Source organism: Mesorhizobium sp. WSM4832 (genome assembly GCF_055811115.1).
In genome coordinates this window covers 147,324-168,883 of the sequence record NZ_JBVVQH010000012.1, presented here as the reverse complement: position 1 = coordinate 168,883, position 21,560 = coordinate 147,324, and the positions used below count along the sequence as shown (strand labels likewise).

At 64.8% G+C, this 21,560-nt stretch carries 14 protein-coding genes; 9 read left to right on the top strand and 5 right to left on the bottom strand.

Annotation, left to right across the window (positions count from 1 at the left end; all coding sequences use genetic code 11):
- Positions 1–2: 2 nt before the first annotated feature.
- Complete coding sequence (locus AC0L2L_RS18470) at positions 3–785, bottom strand: hypothetical protein (RefSeq protein WP_473579997.1); 783 nt, start codon at positions 783–785, stop codon at positions 3–5.
- A 149-nt stretch (positions 786–934) separates the two neighbouring features.
- On the opposite strand from AC0L2L_RS18470, the gene AC0L2L_RS18465 reads away from it, so the two are divergent.
- Genes AC0L2L_RS18465 through AC0L2L_RS18430 form a run of 8 tightly spaced genes read left to right on the top strand, consistent with a single transcriptional unit; the run spans position 935 to position 7,745 of the window.
- The gene (locus tag AC0L2L_RS18465; RefSeq protein ID WP_473579996.1) at positions 935–1,561 is read left to right on the top strand and encodes a DUF4129 domain-containing protein; all 627 of its coding nucleotides are present in this window, start codon (positions 935–937) and stop codon (positions 1,559–1,561) included.
- Positions 1,558–2,772, top strand: a complete 1,215-nt coding sequence (locus tag AC0L2L_RS18460; RefSeq protein WP_473579995.1) for a DUF4350 domain-containing protein — start codon at positions 1,558–1,560, stop codon at positions 2,770–2,772. The genes AC0L2L_RS18465 and AC0L2L_RS18460 overlap by 4 nt, the downstream gene beginning before the upstream one ends.
- Positions 2,759–3,715: an AAA family ATPase gene (locus AC0L2L_RS18455; protein ID WP_473579994.1), complete on the top strand. Its 957-nt coding sequence runs from the start codon at positions 2,759–2,761 to the stop codon at positions 3,713–3,715. Before AC0L2L_RS18460 ends, AC0L2L_RS18455 begins: the two co-directional genes overlap by 14 nt.
- Positions 3,712–5,016, top strand: a complete 1,305-nt coding sequence (locus tag AC0L2L_RS18450) for a DUF58 domain-containing protein (RefSeq protein ID WP_473579993.1) — start codon at positions 3,712–3,714, stop codon at positions 5,014–5,016. The genes AC0L2L_RS18455 and AC0L2L_RS18450 overlap by 4 nt, the downstream gene beginning before the upstream one ends.
- On the top strand, positions 5,013–6,029 hold the full coding sequence (locus AC0L2L_RS18445) for a stage II sporulation protein M (RefSeq protein ID WP_473579992.1): 1,017 nt from the start codon (positions 5,013–5,015) through the stop codon (positions 6,027–6,029). The genes AC0L2L_RS18450 and AC0L2L_RS18445 overlap by 4 nt, the downstream gene beginning before the upstream one ends.
- Positions 6,030–6,057: 28 nt before the next feature.
- Positions 6,058–6,894: an RDD family protein gene (locus AC0L2L_RS18440; protein WP_473579991.1), complete on the top strand. Its 837-nt coding sequence runs from the start codon at positions 6,058–6,060 to the stop codon at positions 6,892–6,894.
- Positions 6,895–6,921: 27 nt separating this feature from the next.
- Positions 6,922–7,356, top strand: coding sequence for a hypothetical protein (locus AC0L2L_RS18435; protein ID WP_473579990.1), 435 nt, complete (start codon positions 6,922–6,924; stop codon positions 7,354–7,356).
- A 35-nt stretch (positions 7,357–7,391) separates the two neighbouring features.
- The gene (locus AC0L2L_RS18430) at positions 7,392–7,745 is read left to right on the top strand and encodes a hypothetical protein (RefSeq protein ID WP_473579989.1); all 354 of its coding nucleotides are present in this window, start codon (positions 7,392–7,394) and stop codon (positions 7,743–7,745) included.
- 9 nt (positions 7,746–7,754) lie between these two features.
- Here AC0L2L_RS18430 and AC0L2L_RS18425 read toward each other — a convergent pair whose 3' ends face one another.
- Entirely contained in the window at positions 7,755–8,441 is a 687-nt protein-coding gene (locus AC0L2L_RS18425) for a D-lyxose/D-mannose family sugar isomerase (protein WP_473579988.1), read from the bottom strand.
- Between the two features lie 202 nt (positions 8,442–8,643).
- Here AC0L2L_RS18425 and AC0L2L_RS18420 point away from each other — a divergent pair, with 202 nt between their 5' ends.
- Positions 8,644–9,714: a D-TA family PLP-dependent enzyme gene (locus AC0L2L_RS18420; RefSeq protein WP_473579987.1), complete on the top strand. Its 1,071-nt coding sequence runs from the start codon at positions 8,644–8,646 to the stop codon at positions 9,712–9,714.
- Positions 9,715–9,717: 3 nt separating this feature from the next.
- On the opposite strand, the gene AC0L2L_RS18415 is transcribed toward AC0L2L_RS18420, so the two are convergent.
- From AC0L2L_RS18415 to AC0L2L_RS18405, 3 genes are all read right to left on the bottom strand, one after another.
- On the bottom strand, positions 9,718–10,476 hold the full coding sequence (locus tag AC0L2L_RS18415) for a heme ABC transporter permease (RefSeq protein ID WP_473579986.1): 759 nt from the start codon (positions 10,474–10,476) through the stop codon (positions 9,718–9,720).
- A 208-nt stretch (positions 10,477–10,684) separates the two neighbouring features.
- The gene (locus AC0L2L_RS18410) at positions 10,685–12,454 is read right to left on the bottom strand and encodes a glucan ABC transporter ATP-binding protein/ permease (protein WP_473579985.1); all 1,770 of its coding nucleotides are present in this window, start codon (positions 12,452–12,454) and stop codon (positions 10,685–10,687) included.
- A gap of 375 nt (positions 12,455–12,829) precedes the next feature.
- Positions 12,830–21,412, bottom strand: a complete 8,583-nt coding sequence (locus AC0L2L_RS18405) for a glycoside hydrolase family 94 protein (protein WP_473579984.1) — start codon at positions 21,410–21,412, stop codon at positions 12,830–12,832.
- Between the last annotated feature and the right edge of the window lie 148 nt (positions 21,413–21,560).

The following is a 21,560-nucleotide window of genomic DNA, read 5'->3' as shown; positions in this document are numbered from 1 at the left end:
GTCTACGAGAAGATCTCCGCCAGTTCGTCGATGCTTGCACCTTCCTTCGCCTGGCGCAGTTCGACGAAGCTCACCGCCACGGCGATCGCCAGCACCATCGACAGCACGGTCTGCACCAGCGCGGCTCCGATCTCGGCAATGATGCCGCCGAACAGCACGAGAACGAGCAGTAACCCCCACTGGATGATCATCCCGATGATGATGAGAATGAGGAACAGGCCGAAAAGCGACCAGCGACTGCCCTTGGTCAAAGCCCGGCTGCGCGACATCGAGCCGAACACGCCGCGCCGCTCCTGGATCAGGACCGGCACCGCCATCGACCAACCGAGCCAGAGAATGATGCCGGGGACGATCAACAGCATCAGGCCCAGACCCGCGCCGAGACCGACGAGAAGGCTAATGGCCAGCGTCGGCAGCAGAAAGCGGATCGCGATCTGAATGCAGTCGCCGAAGGACGGCCGCTTGCCGTTGAGGTCCTCGATGGTCGCACGCACCAGCGCCGATTGCAGCAGCAGCGTGCAGGCAAACGAGATCAGCCCGGCGATGATGGTGATGTAGGAATTGCGGAACATGGCGCTTGGGTCGGCCATGGCGGCCGGATCTTGATGCCGCATTGCTTCGATTTGCGGCTGGGTCAGCAGCCGGATAATGAACGCCGGCAGGCCTGCAAACAAAGCCGCCAGTCCCACGCAAAGCCCGATGTTGCGGCCGATCACGCCGAAGGTGTTGCTGAATACCCTGCCGATCTCGAATCGGCCTGGTCGTCCCAATGTTGCGGTGGTCATGATAATTTCCCCCGAGTCACCGCCGTGTCCAATCGGCGACTTCAAAGTAAATTTGCCAAGATTGAAGGGCTACGTCCAGTGCGCTTGCAATTGTCACGGTGTATTGCCAGTGTCGGCCGCGAACCGCAGGTTGCAGGGGGAACGAGCGGGTGACAGCCGCAGGGACGGAAGACGCCGGACGGCTGGCACAGTTGCACAAGCAACTGCTGGCGGACGATTCAATCCAGTTTGCCCTTCCCACCTATGTGCAACCCGAGCCGCCGGAGTGGCTGAAGCCGCTTCTGCACTACCTGGCAAAGCTCGGTCCCTACATGATCTATATGTTCTGGGGCGCGGTGATTATCGGCGTCGCGATCATCGCGCTGCTTCTGCTCCTTGAAGCGAAGGGTGTCGCCTGGCGCCTGCCCTGGCGGCGGCAACGCCACGAGGCCGAGGCGAAGGAGGAATGGCGCCCGGATGCCGGTACGGCCCAGGTGCTGCTCTCCGAGGCCGACGCACTGGCCGCGCGCGGCGAATATGACGAGGCGGTCCATCTTCTGTTGCGCCGCAGCGTCGCCGACATCGCCAGCCGGTTGCCCGATTTCTTGCGTCCGTCGCTGACGGCGCGCGACATCGCGGCGGCAGGCTCGATCCCCACCCGCCCCCGCGCCGCGTTCAGCGAGATCGCGCGCATCGTCGAGGCGGCGCTGTTCGCGCGGCGTCCTGTCGGAGCCGCGGGCTGGCAGCAGGCGCGTGGCGCCTATGAGCGTTTCGCCTTCCGGGATGCCTGGGCATGAGCGCACAGCCAGCCGAAACAGCCGATGCACCGTTCAGCCGCAGGACCCTGTTCTGGGGCATTTTTGCCAGCCTGCTGGCAGCGGCCGGCTTCTTCTTGCTGTCCACCTATGCGCCCGATTTCCGCGCGCCCGAAGGCGGCGCCACGCCGCTCTCGAAAGGCGGCACCGGCTATGCCGGGCTCGTCGAATGGCTGAAGCTGACCAACGGACAGGCGCCGCCGATGGAACGTGGCGAGAAGGACTTTGCCTCCCCGCTGGCATCGACTTTCCTGCTCGTCGTCACCGTCGCGCCGGGCAGCGACCCGGCAGCCCTCGACCGCCTGATCAAGCTGCGCTCGGGCAAGGACACGCTTTTCGTCCTGCCCAAATGGCAGACCATGCCATTGCTCGGCCATGATGGCTGGGAAACGAAGATCGAGCGGTTACCGAACACCGTCGTCAACGAATGGCTCGGCCGCATCGCCAAGGCGAAGCTCGGCGAGGCAAAGAGCACGGTCTCGCAGATCAATATCGCCGGCCGCATGGTGGCCGCGCCGGACGAGTTGCAATGGGTGGCGGACGATCATCCGCTGATCGCGGCGGGCGACGGCAGGGCTATCCTCACCGAACTCGACAACGAACCCTTCTACATCCTCACCGATCCCGATCTCATCAACAATTTCGCGCTGAAGAACCAGCAGACGGCGGCGGCCGCGCTCGACATGATCGCCATGCTGGAGCCCGCCAAGGGCGCGGTCATGTTCGATCTGAGCCTGCACGGCATCGGCCAGAACTATGATCTTGCGAAGCTGCTGGTCGAACCGCCCTTCCTGGCTTTGACGCTATCGGTGCTGGTGGCGGCCGCGCTTGCCTTCCTGCACGGGCTCGGCCGCTTCGGCCCGCCGCGCGCGGAAGGACGCGCCATCGCCTTCGGCAAGCGGGCGCTGGTCGACACCACGGCGATGCTGTTGAAACGCGCTGGACGGCTGGGAGGGCTTGGCGATCGCTATGCGACGCTGGTGCGGCAGCGCGCCGGCGCCTTGCTTGGCGCGCCGCATGGGCTGCAGGGCGAGGCGCTCGACCGCTGGCTCGATTCCCGCGACAAGGGCGAGGCGCACGGCTTCAGCCAGCGCTTCAAGGCCGCGAACGAATCCAACAATTTGGCCGCAATGCATGAAGCAGCCGAACGGCTGCATGACTGGACGGCAAGGAGGCTCGGTGAACGTCGATGAAGTGAAGGCCCTGGCGAACGCGATCAGGGAAGAAGTCGCGAAAGCGATCACCGGCCAGCGCGACACGGTCGACCTGATGCTGACGGCGCTTTTCGCCGGCGGGCACATCCTGCTCGAGGGGCCGCCCGGCACCGCCAAGACCATGACGGCGCGCTGCTTCGCGCAGGCGCTCGGCGTCGCCTATGGCCGCATCCAGTTCACCCCGGACCTGATGCCCGGCGATATCGTCGGCTCCAACATCTACAATTTCCAGACCGGGCAGTTCACGCTGACGCGCGGCCCGATCTTCTGCGACCTGCTGCTCGCCGACGAAATCAACCGGACGCCGCCGAAGACGCAGGCAGCGCTACTCGAAGCCATGCAGGAGCACGCCGTCACCTTCGACGGCACCACGCATCCGCTCGGCAGGAATTTCATGGTGGTGGCGACGCAGAACCCGATCGAGCATCAGGGCGTCTATCCGCTGCCCGAAGCGCAGCTCGACCGCTTCCTGTTCAAGCACAGGGTGAGCTATCCGGACCTCAAGGAGGAGCGCGCCATCATCGTCCATCACGGCGGCGGCTCGGCCTCGCACGATATCGAGCAATACGGCATCAAGGCGCGGACCGACCGCAAGGCGCTCGAAGCGGCACTTGCCACGGTTGGCGACGTCACGCTGGTCGACGATGTCGTCGGCTATATCGCGGCGCTGGTGCGCGGCACGCGCGAAAGCCCTGACCTCGAGGTGGGCGCCAGCCCGCGTGCGGGCGCCATGCTGGCGAGAGCCGCGCGCGCCAGGGCGGCGCTCGACGGCCGCAACTACGTCATCCCGGACGACGTCAAGGCGCTGGCCGTGCCGGCGCTGCGTCACCGCGTCGTTCTCTCGCCAGCGGCGCAGATCGACGGGCGACTGGTCGAGCAGATCGTCTCCGACCTCGTCGACCACACGGAAGCGCCGCGTTGATCTATCCGAGCGGCCGAGCGGTCTGGGCAGCGGCGGCGGGGGCGATCCCCGCCTTCCTTATCGCGCTTGCGCTGCCGCATGTCTGGTATCTCGGCCTGTTGTGGATCTGCCTGCTGCTGGCATTCCTGGCGGTGGACGCAGCCGCCGGGCGGGGCCGCGCCTCGCTCGACGCGACGCTGACAGCGCCGCCGCAGGTTGGCGTCGGCGGGCGTTTCACGCTGCACATCGCGGCCGGCCTCGACGTGAAGCTACGCCGCCTGCAGGCGCGTGTCGGGCATGACCAGCGGGTTGAACCGATCGCAGGCACCGGCGGAGCGTTGCCGCCCGGCGGCGGCACGCTCGACCTCGAATTCGAGGCCATCCGACGCGGCATAGCCAGCTTCGACCACCTCTGGCTGCGCTGGCAGGGCCCGTTCGGACTGGTATGGAACCAGGTTATATTGCCGGTCGACCGTAAGGTCGTGGTGCTGCCAAATGTCAACAGCGCGCGCGACGAGGCGATCACGCTCCTACAGCGTTCGGCGCTTGCCGACGGCCATGCGCAGAAGCGCGCCGGCCAGGGCCGCGAGTTCGAGTCTCTGAAGGATTACCAGCCCGGCATGGGCCGGCGCATGATCGACTGGAAGCGCAGCGCCCGCCACGGCAAGCTTTTGGCGCGCGAATTCCGCATCGAGGAAAACAACAACATCGTTTTAGCCATCGATAGCGGCCGGCTGATGTGCGAGCCAGTCGACGGCGTGCCGAAAGTCGACCGTGCGGTGACGGCGGCGCTTCTGTCGGCGTTCATCGCGCTCAAGAGCGGCGATCTCGTCAGCCTGTTTTCCTTCGATGCCAGGCCTCGCGTCTCCAGCGGCGCCGTGCGCGGCTCGCCGAGCTTCACCATGATCCAGAAGCGCGCCGCCGAGATCGACTATTCGACCGAGGAGACCAACTTCACCCTGGCGCTGACGACGCTGTCGGCCAGGCTCGACAGGCGCTCGCTGGTCATCGTCTTCACCGATTTCGTCGATCCGATCAGCGCCGAATTGATGCTGCGCACCGTCGGCCGCCTGACCGAACGGCATCTGGTGCTGTTCATGCTGATGCGGGACGTCGAACTCGAAACGCTGGCCGACATGGCGCCGGCAACCCCCGAGGATGTCGCCCGCTCCGTCACCGCCGGCGATCTACTGAGGCAGCGGCAAGTGGTGATCGGGCGGCTCAGGCTGCTCGGCGCGCATGTCATCGAGGCCGACCATCAGCGGCTCGGCCCTGCTTTGGTCGAGCGCTATATCCAGCTCAAGGAGGAGAACTTCCTATGACGCTGTCCGCCGGCACAGATGCGGTGCGCCAGTCGCTGGCAAGCTTCCGCCAGGAGCGCGAGGCCGACTGGAAAGCGTTCGAGGCGCTGCTGGCACGCGTCGAGAAGCGCGCGCCGCGGGCGCTGTCGGAAGGTGAACTCTTGTCGCTGCCGCTGCTCTACCGCTCGGCGCTGTCGTCGCTTTCGGTGGCGCGCGCGACCTCGCTCGACAGCGCGCTGATCGCCTATCTCGAGGCGCTGTGCCTGCGCGGCTATTTCTATCTCTATGGCGCGCGGCGGAGCTTGAGAACGCGCATCGGCGACTTCTTCCTGCACGACTGGCCGGCGGCGATCCGTGACCTTTGGCGCGAGGTATGGACATCAGTCGGGCTGACGGTGATCGGCGCGATAGCCGGCTATCGGCTGGTCGCCTCCGACAAGCGCTGGTACGACGCCATCATCGCGCCGAGCCTGGCCGGCGGGCGCAATCCAGATTCGTCGGCCGAAACATTGCGCAGCGTGCTTTACGACGGCGGCGATCACTTCCTCTCAGGTTTCGCCGCCTATCTCTTCACCCACAACACGCAGGTCTCGATCCTGGCCTTCGCGCTGGGCTTCGCCTTTGCCGTGCCCAGCGTGCTGATCATCCTGATGAACGGCTGTATGCTCGGCGCCATTTTCCAGATCTACTCCGCCAAGGGCCTCGGCTTCGAGCTCGGCGGCTGGCTTTCGATCCACGGCACGACGGAACTGTTCGCCATCGCCATCGCGGGCGCTGCCGGCATGCGCATCGGCACCAGCATCGCCTTTCCCGCCGAACTGACCCGCATGGCGGCCGCGGCACGGGCCGGGCGCGTGGCGGCAACCGCCATGGTCGGCGTCACCGTGATGCTGCTTTTTGCCGGGCTGCTGGAAGGCATCGGCCGGCAGACAATCACCGGCGACATCGCCCGCTATTCGATTGGCGGCGGCATGCTGGCCTTCTGGCTCTGTTATTTCTACCTGTTCCGTATGGTGCGCCATGGCGACCGCTAGGACAGCGAAGCCCAAGAACCCTGCTGCCATGGTCCGGCCCTTGGTCACGCCGGAGGGCGTGGACCTGCGGGTCAAGCTGGCGGATGCCGGCACCCGCGCTTCCGGGTTCCTGCTCGACGTGGTGATCATCATTGTCGCGGCCGTGGTCATCTCCCTGGTGATGATCTTCGGCCTTGCCGGCCTCGGCTTCCAGGATGCGCAGCCGCTGTTCATCGTCTGGGTCATCTTCATCTTCTTCCTGCGCAACGTCTATTTCATCGCCTTCGAGGCAGGCCGGCGGGCCGCGACACCGGGCAAGCGCATGGTTGGCGTCAGGGTCGCTTCGCGCAACGGCGCCGGTCTCACTCTCGACCAGGTCATCGCGCGCAATCTGATGCGCGAGATCGAGGTGTTCCTGCCGCTGTCGATCCTCGCCGCGCGCGCCAGCGCCGATGTCGCCGACACGCTGACGACCATCTTCGGACTGGTGTGGGCGCTGCTGTTCTCGCTGTTCCCGCTCTTCAACCGCGACCGGCTGAGGATCGGCGACCTGCTCGCCGGCACCTGGGTGGTCGAAGCGCCGAAAGTGGCGTTGGTCGAGGATCTTTCGCTGCGCAAGGATCCGGTCGCGGCCCGTTTCCAGTTCAGCGCCGCGCAACTCGATGCCTACGGCATCGCCGAGCTGCAGAAGCTGGAAGAGGTGCTGCGCCGCAACGATTATTCCGCGCTGAAGGCGGTCGCGGAAACGATCAGCCGCAAGATCGGCGCCAGGGTCGAGCCGATCGATTCAAAGGCTTTTCTCACCGCGTATTACGGTGAGCTCAGAGCACATCTGGAGCGCAAGCTGCTGCTGGGGAACCGCAAGGCGGATAAGTATGCGCGGTGAGCCGCGTCTCTCGGATAGAGCCAGCAAATGAAGCGTTGCTTCCTGAACATAGTAGGCGAAAGAATTTTCGTAATTCCTATGGTCACTACGCGCGATGGCTGGGAGATGTTTGCCGGTCCGGTCATCCTGGTTGGCGAGCTACCTTCAGTCTCCGACAAAGAGATGGGGGCGGCAACACTGAGCGCGCTCCGCGCTCATGTCAGTGGCGTGCCCGACGAGATTGTTGATACGATTCTGCTCGACAGATCGGCCTGGCGTTTTGGTTTCAGATCATACAAGTCCTTCCTTGGGAAATCCCGACAAATGTCGGTCGACCAGGAAAGGGAAGACAGATACAAACTTACCCCCTACGCCAAAGTGAACAGAGAGAGTGCCCTACCGCTGGACGCCATCTTGTATTCAACAGGCGCGCCCGGGAATCTCGGACGCGCTGTTCGGGATTGCATTGAACTGTGTCGCTAACGGCCCGCTATATCGCAAGCGGGAGGGTCAACGGCGTGAAGGTTAGGGTCAGCGAAGCAGAAGCAGCTAGAATCGAGCGCGTCATTCAGGCCGCCGTTTTGGGCTCATGGAACGAGTTCGCCTCACTCACCGACGAACCGTTTCCAAACGATGCATCGATGAAGGAGCAGTTCGAAGATTCCTCTCCCCGACTTCAGCAGGCCGGCGGAAATTGGGAAATGACCTCGGGCATAGGTATCGTGCCTGAAGATGGGACGCGCGTGATTACCGTCATGATCAAAGCGCCGCCCACCGTGGATATAGTCTTGACGCTGCATAGCACAAGCGATCAGGATGACAGCACCATCAGCATCTGGACATTCTTTCAGCAGCTGAACTGGGACGACTAGGCCCTCGCGCTACCCCACCCACTTCTCGTAGTCCGACACCAGCAGGTGCACCGGCGCCACATCCTCTTCGATGTTGGAGAAGCGGCCGATGGGGTCGCGGAAGACATTGTCGGTGAGGTCGTCATTGACGGTCGAGACCTCGCCGATCAGCACGTCCTTGCCCTCGGCCCAGAAGGCATGCCAGACGCCGGGCAGCAGCGTCACGCTCTGGCCGGGATCGAGCTTCAGGAGCCCGCCCGCCGGCAATCTGTGGATGGTACCGTCGACCGGCACCGACACTTCGGCCTTCGGGTCGATGCCGCCGTCGCGGTCATGCATGAACAATTCCAGCACCAGCTTGCCGCCGCCGCGGTTGATGATGTCCTCGGCCTTGATGTTGTGGCGGTGCATCGGCGAGAGCTGATCCTTGCGCGAGATCATGATTTTCTCGGCATAGAGCATGCCCATGCCGAGCTTCATGTCCTCGTAGCGGCCGTTGCGAACGGTGAATAGGAACAGGCCGAGCTCGTCGAACTTCTCCTGGCCGTAGTCGGTGATGTCCCAGCCGAGGCGCGAGCTGAAAATCGCCGAGGAGTCGCCCTTGTGCGCCTTCATCTCTTCCGGCGACCAGTAGGCGAAGGGCGGCATGATGTAGCCGAAGGAGCGGATGAAGGCATCGGCTTCACGGATGATGTCATTGATTTTTGAGCGCTTCATGGTTGTGTTTCCTTCCGGCCGCTGCTTGCTGAAAATCTGCCCATCCGAATAGCCCAATGCCGGTCCGCTGTCGACGCAATCTGACCGCCCTGGCCCCGTGACATCCGGTCGGATCGGGACCATAAACCCAACCAGTCTTTTTCGATTTTATGCATGTCTTTGTGCCGAAACCGGTTCCCACTTTCGGAAGACATGCTTTGAGATGGTGATTTTCATGCCAAACATAGACGACCTCGATACGCCGGCGATCCTGATCGACGCGGCCCGCGCCGAAGCCAACATCAAAAAGGCGCAGGCGCATGCCGACGCCCACGGGCTGAAGCTCCGCCCGCACATCAAGACGCACAAGCTACCCTACTGGGCGAAGAAGCAGGTCGCGGCGGGCGCGGTCGGCATCACCTGCCAGAAGATCGGCGAGGCCGAGGTGATGGCCGATGCCGGGCTGACCGATATATTTCTCCCGTACAACATCCTCGGGCGCGCCAAATTGGAGCGGCTGAAGGCGCTGCATGGCCGCGTCACGCTCTCGGTGACGGCGGACAGCCATGAGACGCTGGAGGGGCTTGCCGCCATCTTCACCGATGCCGGCCATCCGCTGTCCGTGCTGGTCGAGTGCGACACCGGCATGGGCCGTTGCGGCGCGCAGAGTGCCGACGATGCGCTGGCGCTGGCGAAGGTGATCGACCAGGCCAAGGGCCTCGCCTTCGGCGGGCTGATGACCTATCCGGCCGCCGGTCGCGCGGCCGAGGCGGATGCCTGGCTGAAGACTGCGCGCAACGCGCTCGCCGCGGCGGGGCTCGAATGCGAACGCATCTCCAGCGGCGGCACGCCGGACATGTGGCGTTCGGGCGAGGATAGCGTCGTCACCGAATACCGGCCCGGCACCTACATCTATCTTGACCGCTACCAGGTCGCCAAAGGCGTCGGCACGCTGGACGACTGCGCGCTGACAGTGCTTACCACCGTCGTCAGCCATCCGACGGCGACGCGCGCCATCCTCGACAGCGGCAGCAAGGCGCTGTCCTCCGATACGCTGGGGCTGCCCGAATTCGGCGAGCTGCTCGGTATCCCCGGCGCTCGCGTCACGGGCTTGAGCGAAGAGCATGGCACCATCACGCTTGCGGAAGGCGCCAGCCTTCGCATCGGCGAACGCGTGCGCGTCGTGCCCGACCATTGCTGCGTGGTGACGAACCTGTTCGACCAGGTGCATCTGATCGACGGCGACAAGGTGCTGGAAACGCTGCCGGTGGTGGCGCGCGGCAGGATGGGTTGACGCCTACTGCCCCTCGGCCTGCCGGGCGGCAACTCTGCGCATCGCAGTCACGCGGCGGCGGAATATTTCCGTGCGCATCGCCATAAAATGCAGCGCGAAGAACAGCACCGTGAAGCCGAGCGCCATGACGGCGAGCGGCCACAGCATCGAGGGGTCGATGGTCGGGCCGCCGAGCCGAAAGACCGAGGCCGGCTGGTGCAGCGTGTTCCACCAATCGACCGAGAATTTGATGATCGGGATGTTGATGAAGCCGACCAGCGTGATGATGGCGGCGGCCCAGGCGGCGCGGCCGGCGTCGTCCAGCGCGCGGGTCAGCGCGATGATGCCGAGATACATCAGGAAGAGCACGAAGACCGAGGTCAGCCGGGCGTCCCACACCCACCAGGTGCCCCACATCGGCTTGCCCCAGATGGAACCGGTGATCAGTGCCAGCGCGGTGAAGGTAGCGCCGATCGGTGCCGCCGATTTCAGCGCGACATCGGCCAGCGGATGGCGCCAGACCAGCGTGCCGAGCGCCGAGATCGCCATGATCGTGTAGCACATCATGGCGAGCCACGCGAAAGGCACGTGGATATACATGATGCGCACCGTGATGCCCTGCTGGAAATCCTCCGGCGCGGTGAAGCTCATATACAGCCCCACGGCGAGCAGGATCGCCGCAACCGCTGCCAGCCAGGGAACGAACTTGTCGGCCAGCCCGACGAAGCGCGTCGGGTTGGCGAGATCGGTCCAGCCGGCCAAGCGTGAGGTGGTGTCGCTCATGACGACCTAAATAGCCCGGCAAGCGGTCAGGGGCAATCGGACGGATGTCGCACTTTGCCTTCTCCCCTTGTGGGAGAAGGTGGATCGGCGCGTAGCGCCGAGACGGATGAGGGGTGTTCCAGCGGAGTGAGACGCTGGTGTTCCCTGGAACACCCCTCATCCGTCGCCTTCGGCGACACCTTCTCCCACAAGGGGAGAAGGGAAGAACCTACGCCGCTTCGTTGACCGGACGGCTGAGGCGGCGGACCTCTTCGTCGTTGAGCAGGCCGCCGGCGCGCAGCAGGCTGGCGAAGCGGCCGTTGCGCAGCGACAGCTCGGTGAAGCCGCCCATCTCGACCACCTTGCCCTTGTCCATGAAGACGACGAGGTCGGCGTCGCGGACCGTGGTCAGGCGGTGGGCGATGATGAAGGTCGTGCGGTCGCGGCGCAGCTCGTCGATCGCCTCCTTGACGCGGTCCTCGGTCTCGACGTCGAGCGCGCTGGTCGCCTCGTCGAGCACCAGGATCGGCGCGTCCTTCAGCACGGCGCGGGCAATGGCGATACGCTGGCGCTCGCCACCCGAGAGCTGGCCGCCGCGCTCGCCGACGACGGTGTCGTAGCCGCAGCTCTTGGCCAGGATGAAGTCCTGCGCGGCGGCGGCATTGGCGGCGGCGTGGATCTCGTCATTGCTCGCATCGGCGCGGCCGACGCGGATATTGTCCTCGATCGAGCGGTTGAGTAGGCCGGCGTCCTGGAAGACGGTCGCGATCGAGTGGCGCAACGACTTGCGGGTCACCGTCTTGGTGTCGACACCGTCGATCAGGATACGGCCGCTGGACGGCGTGAAGACCCGCTGCAACAGATTGATGAGCGTCGTCTTGCCAGCGCCGGTCGGGCCGACGATGGCAACCGTCTGGCCGGCCTGGACCTCGAACGAGACGTCCTCGATGCCGTGGCCGGAATTGGCGAACTCGAAGCCGACGTTCTCGAAGCGGACATGGCCGGTGACGTTGGTGAGCTCGCGCAGGCCGTCCGGCTCGGCGGTTTCGGCAGCCGAGTCCTCGAGGCGATAGAATTCCTCGAGCTTGGCGCGGGCCTCGGAAATCTGAGTGGTGAAGGCCGACATCTGGTCCAGACGGGCGATCAGCATCCCTGCAAAGCCGATGAAGGCGACGACATCACCGACGCGCAGCTCACCACGGGTGACGAGATAGGCGCCGATCGAGAGCACGATCATCATCGAGATGGTCGAGGACAGGCGGTTCAGCGCATTGGCGATCGCCCACCAGTCGAGCACCGGGTTCTGCGCGTCGAGCAGGTCCTTGACGTAACGCTTCAACGTCGCGGTCTCATGGCCGATGCGGTTGTAGCTCTGCAGCACGGCGACATTGCTGACGCTGTCGGTCACATGGGCAAACACGGTGTGGTAGTGGCGTTCCACGGCAGTCTGCCCTGACTTGGTCCGGCGCATGACGATACGGCCGATGCCAACGTAAAGGATGCCGAGGCCAAGCAGCACAATGGACATGCGGATGTCCATGGCAAGCGCGGTCGGCACCAGAAGCACCAGCGCGATGGCCGTCGAGAGGTGCACGCGCATGAATTCGAGCCACAGGCTGAACAGGGTCTCGACAGCGCGCAGCAGCGTGTGCAGCGAATTGGAGGCGCCGCGCTGGTGGTGCCAGGCAAGCGGCATGGTGATGACGCGCTCGAAGGACTGGCACAGCACTTCAGAGCGGCGGGCATGGGCAAAGCGATCGGCACCGCGCGCCACCAGGACGAAGGCGATGACGTTGAAGGCACCGAGGGCAGCCCAGACGGCGAGCGTTGAAAACACCGGGCCCTTTTCTGAAATGGCACCGATCACCCGACCCAACAGGATCGGCTCGAGGATTGCGATCGCCGCCAGCACGATGTTGGCGGCGCAGATCAGCGCGACGCGCTTCTTGTCCGCCGCCAGATAACCCAGCGCTCTAAAGTAGATCTGCAGAAGGGACACTTCAGCTACTCCGCCAAACTCTTGTTCCGTGCTCGATGCCGATATTGTGCACCGCACCATTTTCTGACACGTATCGGTTAATGTGTCGCGAAACAATGCGCCGTCTATCCCTTCCGTTCCCATTTAGCGAACAAAAGATGACGACGGTGCGAAATCTGGCGTGATCACCTAACGGTTTGAGATAAAAGGTGAAATGTCAGCCTTGCGGCAAAATAATGGCAGCTGTCCCGCGCTGCCACATTTTTAATCACAAGCTGCTTGCTTAGCGGGCCCTAAAGAGCGGACGGGACCTGGCGCGGCATCCGCGCCAAGTAAAAGGCCAAGCTTGGCCGCGCACCCAGAAGGGTGTCCAGCCAACAAGCCAAGTCTTTGATATTACGCAGGTATCTTGACGACGACCTCGGTCTTGCCACCCGCTTTCGGCTCAAAGGAGGTCGATTTTTTCTTCGAACCGTCGACTTCAAGCGAGATCGACTTGGTCTTTTTGTCGCGGATGACGCGAACCTTGATCTCGCCGTCGAACATCTTGAGCGTCGCAGCGTAGCCGTCCCAGTGCCCGGGCAGCTTCGGCCTAAACGTGATCTCCTTGCCGCGCCGCTCGATGCCGAGGATGCCTTCCACCGCCGCGCGATAAAGCCAGCCGGCCGAGCCCGTATACCAGGTCCAGCCGCCGCGGCCGCCCTTGCCCTCGCCGGCATAGATGTCGGCTGCCACGACATAGGGCTCGACACGGTAGTGTTCTGCCGCCGCTTCGTCCGAAGCGTGATTGACCGGGTTCAGCATCGAGAAGCAGCGATAGGCCTCATCGGTGCGGCCCATTTCGGCCAGCGCGATGACGAACCAGGTCGCGGCATGGGTGTACTGGCCGCCATTCTCGCGCACGCCCGGCGGGTAGCTCCTTATGTAGCCAGGGTCCTTCTCACTCTTGGAGAAGGGCGGCGTGAACAGCTTGACGATCTTGAGCTCGTCATCGACCAGCATCTTGGTCGCCTGCTGCATAGCCGTCGTCGAGCGCGCGGGATCGCCCTCGCCCGACAGCACGCTCCAGGACTGGGCGATGGAATCGATCTTGCACTCGTCGGAATCGTGCGAGCCGAGCGGCGTACCGTCGTCGAAGCTGCCGCGCCGGTACCACTGGCCGTCCCAGGCGGTGCTTTCCAGCGCCCTTTTCAGTGCGTCGGCATGCTTCACCCAGGCCTGTGCCCGCTTGGTATCGCCTTGCCCCTTGGCGACAGGCGCGAAGTCCGTGAGCGTCTTCAACAGGAACCATCCCAGCCAAACGCTCTCGCCCTTGCCGCCCTCGCCGACACGGTTCATGCCGTCGTTCCAGTCGCCGCCGAGGATGAGCGGCAGGCCGGCAGGACTGCTGCGCTTGATCGCGAGATCGAGCGCCCGCGCGCAATGGTCATAGAGCGGTGCGGTGTTCTTGGTGATCTCCGGCGTGAAGAAGGCGTCATGCTCGCCCTCGCCGAGCTGCTGTCCGTCGATGAACGGCAATGGCTCCTTGAGGATCGCGGCGTCGCCGGTCACCTCGATATAGCGGGCCGTCGCGTGCGCCAGCCAGACAACGTCGTCCGAGATCATGGTGCGCACCCCGGCATCGGTGCGCGGCAGCCACCAGTGCTGCACGTCGCCTTCCGGGAATTGCCGTCGCGCGGCGTTGAGGATCTGGTCGCGCGCCAGCTTTGGGTCATGCGCCAGAAGGGCGAGTGTGTCCTGCAGCTGGTCGCGGAAGCCGAAAGCGCCGCTCGCCTGATAGAAGGCAGAGCGGGCGCGGATGCGGCAGGCCAGGCTCTGGTAAGGCAGCCAGTGGTTGACCATGGCGTTCATCGCCACGTCGGGCGTCTCGACCTGGATGGTGTCGAGGAAGCCGCGCCAGGCCTTTTCGTTGTCGGCCAGCCGCCGATCGAAATCCTTGCCGCGATGGGCCTGCACCAGCGCGCTTGCCTCGGCGGGCGTGGACGCGTCGCCAAGCAGCCAGAGCAGCGTGACGTCGCCGCCAGCCGGAATGTCGATGTCGCTGGCGACGACCGCGCACGGATCGTCGCCCGCCTCGATGCGGCCGGAGAGCGCAACCCCGCCAAGCACGGCCTGCGGATACTCGGTCGTGCCATGCCTGCCGATGAACTCGCTGCGATCTGCCGTCACCGAATGGACGGTGTGGGCGGCCGCCAGGAAAGCAACCCGTTCGCCGAAGTCGAGGCCATAGGGGTTCTGCGCCAAGAGCGCGCCTGTCGCCTCGTCCCGCGTGGGCACGATGGTCGCCGCAGTGCGCGAGCGGTGGCCGCCCAGCACCCATTCGGCATAGGCATAGACGCGCAGCCGCGCCGGCATGGAGCCGGAGTTCTGGATGCGCAACCGGGTGATCTTCACCGGATCGGCGGGGTCGACCACCTGCGTGAGGTCCATCGACAGAGGACCTCGCCTCGAGCGGAAAGTCGAGAAGCCCTGGCCGTGCCAGGTCTCATAGGTCATCGACGGATCGCGAACCGTCGCAGCCATCGGCGAGAACGCCTTGCCGCTGGCGTGGTCGAAGACATAGAAGCCCTCGCCCGGCCGGTTCGACACCGGGTCGTTCGACCATGGCGTCAGCTGGTAGTCGCGGCTGTTGCGGCTCCAGGTGAAGCCGGCACCTTCCGCCGAGACGTGGAAGCCGAAGGAGGGGTTGGAGATCACGTTGATCCAGGGCTGCGGCGTCGAACGCCTCCCGGTCAATCGCGTCACATAGTGGCGGCCGTCGCCGTCAAAGCCGCCAAAACCGTTCCACAGGCTCAGCCCGCCGCCGTCGGCGGCGATGTCGGCTCCGCCCTTGCTTGCAGGCACCGGCAAGGGCAACGGCGCAATGGGGTCGCGCGGCGTGCCGCCTTCCGCCTGAAGCAAGGCATCGCGGGCCTGGAGGGCCGCGGTCTCGGCGCGTTCGAGCTGGTCGAAGATCGTGCCATTGCGCGTATGCAGCACGACGCGCGCCACCGACAGCAAGGTCTTGTAGGTCGGCTCGTCCATCAGGTCGCGGCGCACCGCGAAGATGTGCTGGCGGGGGCCTAGCTCGCGGCCGCGCAGGCGGCTGTTCTCGCACAGCGTCTCCACCGCGCGCTGCAGGTCCTGCACATAGGACGAGGCCTGCTCGTTGACGACGACGAAGTCGATCATCATGCCGCGGGCGCGCATGTATTCCTGGAAGCGGAGCGCCTGAGCGACGATCTCGAGGTCGGCGACATCGCCGATGCGCACGAGGAAGATCGGGTAATCGCCGGAGATGCTGGTCGGCCACAGGCTCGACTGACGGCCAAGACCGGAGGCGATGGATTCCGCCGGCAGGCGCAGGAACGGATCGGGATAGATCAGATAGCGCGCCAGCTTCTGCACATTGGCGGCGTCGGTGAGGCTCAGGCCCAGATGACGCGTCTGCACCTGGCTGCGCGTCCAGGCAAGCATGGCCTGGCGGGCAAAGCTCTCCTGGTGGTCAAGGCGGGCGATCGCCTCGTCGAGATCGCCGCGATTGGCGCCGACTGCCGTCCAGAAGGTCAGCGAGATCTTCTTGTTGGCCGGCACGCGCACCTGGCGGCGCAGCGCCGCCACCGGGTCGAGCGTGAAGCCCTGGCTGCCGGAAAGCCTGACGCCGGGGTCGAAGGCGACGGCATCGGCGATGGTGCGGCCACGGCCGATGAAGGCGCGCCGATCGGTCTCGGCCTCGGCGTCGCGCGACGGACCCGCGGGGTCGGTGACGAAATGCACCATGGTGAGATCGGGATCGTTGTTGTCGCGCTTGCGCCTTGTGGCGAAGATCGCGCCATTGTTCGGGGCGATCTCGGTCTCGATGAACATCTTGGAGAACGCCGGATGCGCGTTGTCCGAGGCCTCGTTGCCGAGCACCAGCTCGGCGAAGGAGGTCACCTCGATATGCCGGTCGGTGGCGCCGTCATTGTAGAGCGTGATGCGGCGGCCCTCGCCATTGCCTTCGGAGATCACAATGCATTCGACTTCGGAACGCAGCGAGCCCACCGTCTTGGTGAAGCTTGCCTTGTCGTCGGCAAACAGCGTCTGGACGCGTTCGCCCTCGGCGCGCTTCGGCTCGGCGGTGGCCGACCACCAGTCGCCCGTCGTGATGTCGCGCAGGAAGATGTAGGAGCCGAGGCGATCCTCGCTCGGATCCGGCTGCCAGCGGGTGACGGCAAGCTCGCCGAAGCGGCTGTAGCCGGAGCCGGTGGCGGTGACCATGACCGAATAGCGGCCGTTGGACATGACGTTGGTCGCCCGCAGCGCCTTGATCGGGTCGAGGACAACGCGGCTGTCGGGGCTCTCGGTCTCGGTCTCGTCCTTTGAACGCTCGTCGGCTTCTGTCCTGACGGTTGCTGTCGGAATGTCGCGGGGCGCCTTCTCCTGCAACAGAAGCTCGGCGGATTCGATCACCGGGTCGCTGTGGAAACGCTCGCGCAGCCGGCCCTCGAAAATAGCGTCGGCGACAGCGGCGATCGACATGCCGGAATGGTGCGCCATGTAGTTCTGCACCACGGCGTGGTCGGTGCCTTCGGGCACGCGCTGCGGCGTGAAGTCGACCGCGTCGTAGAAGCCGTGGCGGCCAAGCGCCCCGATCGAGCGCAGCCGCTGCAGGTTCTGCACCGCCTCGCGTGGGCTGAACTGCGCCGCCAGGATCGTCGCATAGGGCGCGATCACGGTGTTCTGGCCAAGGCCGCGCTTCAGGCCGAGGCCGGGCACGCCGAAATTGGTGTACTGATAGGTGAGCTCGCGGTCGCGGGCGTTGTAGGCCGCTTCCGAAATGCCCCAGGGCACGTTCTTGGAACGCGCATACTGGATCTGGCGCTTGATGATGAGCTTGCTGGTCTGGTTGAGGATCGAGCCCTGGGGCTCCTTCATCACCAACGGCGGCATCAGGTACTCGAACATCGAGCCCGACCAGGACATCAGCGCGCCCTGGAAGCCGATCTCGACGATCGGCCGGCCGAGACGGAACCAGTGCTCGGTCGGCAAGTCGCCCTTGGCGATGGCGAACAGGCTGGTGAGCCGCGCCTCGGAGGCGAGCAGGTCGTAGCAGCTCTCGTCGAGCTGGCGGTCCTCGACCCGGAAGCCGATCGACAGCAGCTTGCGCTCCTGCCGCATCATGAAGGAGAAATCCATCTCGAAGGCATAACGGCGGCAGCGCTCGCGCAAAGCGAGCAACTTGGCGCGCAATGCGGCGACCGCGCTCTCGTCATTATGCGAGTCATGCACATGCGCCTCGCAGGTCGCTTCCAGCCGTTCCGCCCAGTCGGCGATGACATCGCTCTTCGGCGAGGCCGCCTCGGTGTGGATGGCGGTGGCGAGCTTGCGTATCTCACCCGCCAGCACGGCAAGGTTGATGGTGCGGATCGACGCCATCTCGGGCTGCGCCTTGATGGTCGCCACGGCGCGACGCATGCCGTCGAGACGATCGGCAAGGCGCTGGCGCAGCGGCCGCAGCTGCCTGCGGTCGTCCGGCAATTCGTCCAGGCTCTCGTCGAGAATGCTGACGGTGTCGATGATGCCTTCGAAATCGCCCTGCAGATGGACCGACGGCGCTTCGGCCCATTCGGCGCAGGACGCCGCCACCGCGACCAGATGGCCGGCGAGATTGCCGCTGTCGACCGCCGAGATATAGAGCGGATAAAGCGGCTTCAGCGTCGTCGTGTCATACCAGTTGTAGAGATGGCCGCGGTCGCGCGGCATGTTCTCGATGGTGGTCATCGTGGCGTCGATGCGGGTGATGGCGTCCGACAAGCTGATCCAGCCGAAATCGCGCGCCGACACCACCGAGAGCAGATAGACGCCGATATTGGTCGGCGAGGTGCGCGGCGCCACAACCGGCGCCGGGCTTTCCTGGAAATTGTCCGGCGGAAGATGATGATGCTCGGGCGTGACGAAGGTCTCGAAATAATGCCAGGTGCGGCGCGCGAAGGTGCGCAGCGCATGGATGTCGGCCGCCGAGATGCGCAGCCTGTCCTCGGTCTCGGCCGAGCGGCTGATCCAGCAGGCGACGGCAGGCGAAGCGATCCAGAAGATGGCGAAGAAGAAGGCGACGAAGGCGCCGGTGGAGTCGGCCAGCACAGGAATTGCAAGGCCGACGACGCCGATGATCACCGCGCCATACATCATGCTGTAGTAGGCGCTGATATCGCTGCCGCCGCTCTTGTGTGCTTGCGAGGCGGTGCGCCATTCGAGCATGTTCTGCCGGCTGACGAAGAGACGGTAGATGGTGCGGACGATGGCATCGCCCATCATCCAGGCGAGATGCGCCATCAGGAGCACCTTGAGCGCCACCAGGGCGGTGCCGAACACGGTGTCGCGGGCCAAAGCGGAGAAATGGCCGCGCGGCGTCTGGTCGCCGCTCTTCGGCAGGATGCCGTTCACGATGTCGAAGGTCGGCGCCATGAACAGGCTGAGGATCAAGAGCGCCTGCCATTGCGCCGCCTGGGTGAAGGGCAGCAGCGTCCAGCCGGCGACGCAGGCCATGACCCAGAAGATCGGGGTGACCGAGCGGCGCAGGTTGTCGACCATCTTCCAGCGCGACATCGCCGGGACGCCGGAGCGCGGATCGAAGATATAGCCGAGCAACTGCCAGTCGCCGCGCGCCCAGCGGTGGTGGCGCGAGGCGTCGACCGAGTAGCGGGTCGGATAGTCCTCGACCAGCTCGACGTCGGTGACCAGCGCCGCGCGCGCCAGCGCGCCTTCGAGCAGATCGTGGCTGAGGATGGTGTTCTCGTCGATGCGGTCCTTCAGCGCCGCCTCGAAGGCATCGACATGGTAGAGGCCCTTGCCGGTGAAGGAACCGTCGCCAAAGACGTCCTGATAGACGTCGGAGACGGCGAAAACATACGGGTCGAGGCCGCGATTGGCGGAGAAGACGCGCTGGAAGAAGGAGGCATCGTCGCCGCTGGTGAGCGAAGCGGTGATGCGCGGCTGCAGGATGGTGTAGCCGGCGCTGACGACGCGCTTGACCGGATCGAAATGCGGACGGTTCAGCGGATGGGCGAGCTTGCCGACAAGGCTCGAAACAGCGTCGCGCGTGGTGCGCGTGTCGGCGTCGAGCGTCATCACGTAAACGACCGTTTCCGGCAGTGGCACGTCTAAAGGCAGGAAGGTGGTGTCGCTGTCGCCGCGCAGCAGAAGGTTCAGCTCATGCAGCTTGCCGCGCTTGCGCTCCCAGCCCATCCAGCAGCCCTGCGCCTGGTTGTAGAGCCGGCGCCGATGCAAGAGATAGAAGCGCGGCGAGCCTTCCGACGGATAGCGGGCATTGAGCCTGGCGATTTCGTCGCGGGCATATTGCAGGATCTCGATATCGGCGGCGTCGATCTCCGTCTTTGAATCCGGCCAGTCGGACAATAGAGCGAAACGGATCTCTGCCGCCGTATTGGCGAGGTGATGCACCTCGATGTTGCGGATATTTTCCTCGACATCGTCGCGCGAGCCGATCAGCGAGGGCACAACGACCAGCGTGCGCGCCTCGGCCGGAATGCCGTGCTTGTTGTAGTCGTAGCCGACAAGCCTGGTCGGTCTCAGGAACAGCGCGACCACGGTGTTGAAGAAGGCCAGCGCGCCTTCGCTGGCCGGCACCGCGAACAGCGCCAGCATCAGCGTGATCGATTCCACCGACAGGCCGAGATTGGCCAGCGCCCTTCCCGACAGAACCAGCAGCAGCGCCGTCAACAGGAAGACCGGCACGACGATGCCCAGCCAGCCGGCACTGGCGAAGCCGCGCTTGAAGGTCACATAGAAAGGCGGCCGGTAGCCGATCGCCTTTTCCAGTTCCTGCCGGCGCGGACCGACCAGGAAGAAGCCGACGTCGGTGTGCACGGCGGGGTCGGCGGTTTCGGGCACGCCGGACGCGTCGGTGAGGCCGGGCGTGTGGCCGGCAAGCTCGATGGCTTTCTCGGCCACCCGGTATTCGGACAGGTCGGAGCGGCGCGCCAGCTGCTCGATCGCCGTGCGGTACTGGTCGCGCGAGAAGAAATCGAGGTCGGCGAAATCGGTGCGCTCGCGCAGCAGCGTGTCGATGCGGCTGACGCCTTCGAACCAGACCGTCCAGTCGACGTCGTTGATGAGGCGCAGGCCGCGGATGATGTTGCCGGTGGTGACATTGCCGCTGGAGAGCGTCTGATGCTCGGAGATGATGATCTCCTCGGCGTCGGAGCCGGTCTTTTCCAGCTCGCCTTCCAGCCATTCCAGCGCGCGGCCGGCATTCTGGGACCCGTCGCGCAGGCGGTAGAGCAACTGGGTGGCGAAAGTGGTGTCCTGTGCATGCGCGCTGTAGGTCGACAGGATTCTTGTCCGGTCGGCATTGTCGTCGGTCGCCAGCACGCGGTCGGCGATCTCGTTGGCGATGTGTCGCATCTGCCTGGTGCGATCGACGCGCACGGCGATGCGGCGCAGGTTCTCGATCAGCACGAAACGCAGCAGCGACGGCAGCGCCCAGAGCTCGCCGATCTTCATCGGCTCGATCGACTGGAAGCCCTCGACGATGGCCTTGAACATGTTGGCCGAGACCGAGCTGTCGGAATGCTCGACATAGCTCCAGGCAACGACGAAGGCGCGTGGCAGCACCGTGCCGTCGCCGAGCGTGAGCGTCGGCAACTGCCGATAGAACCTGCGCGGCAGGTCGCGCTTGACCTGGAAGATGGTCTCTTCGACCAGGTAATTGTTGTCGAGCAGCCATTGCGCGGCCGGCGTGATGGTCTCGCCCTTGGCCTGGGCGGCATTGGTCGAGCGGTAGACTTCGAGGATCTTCTTGGCGCTGTCGCGGATGCGGGCCTGGAATTCGAACGGGGCGAGGCCGAACAATTCCTTGACCTCGCCCTTGGCCAACGCGACGCCCAAGGCGCGCAACCGGTCTTCAGGCAGGAAATTGGAGCGTATCGGGGCGTCCGTCGCCATCGGGAAGCCGGCGCTCGTCTGTTCGATCTTGTTGGGATTCGTCTGAATGTTCATTGAAAATTCCGTAAGGCGGGGCGCAATGCGGCGTCACCGCCACGGCAATGCCCCTAAAACCGGCTCAATTGCAATTGGTTGCATGACTGCTTGGCCGAAAGTTTGTCTTGCGCACCACGACAGGGGCGTGCCCTTTCGACAGCTTGTG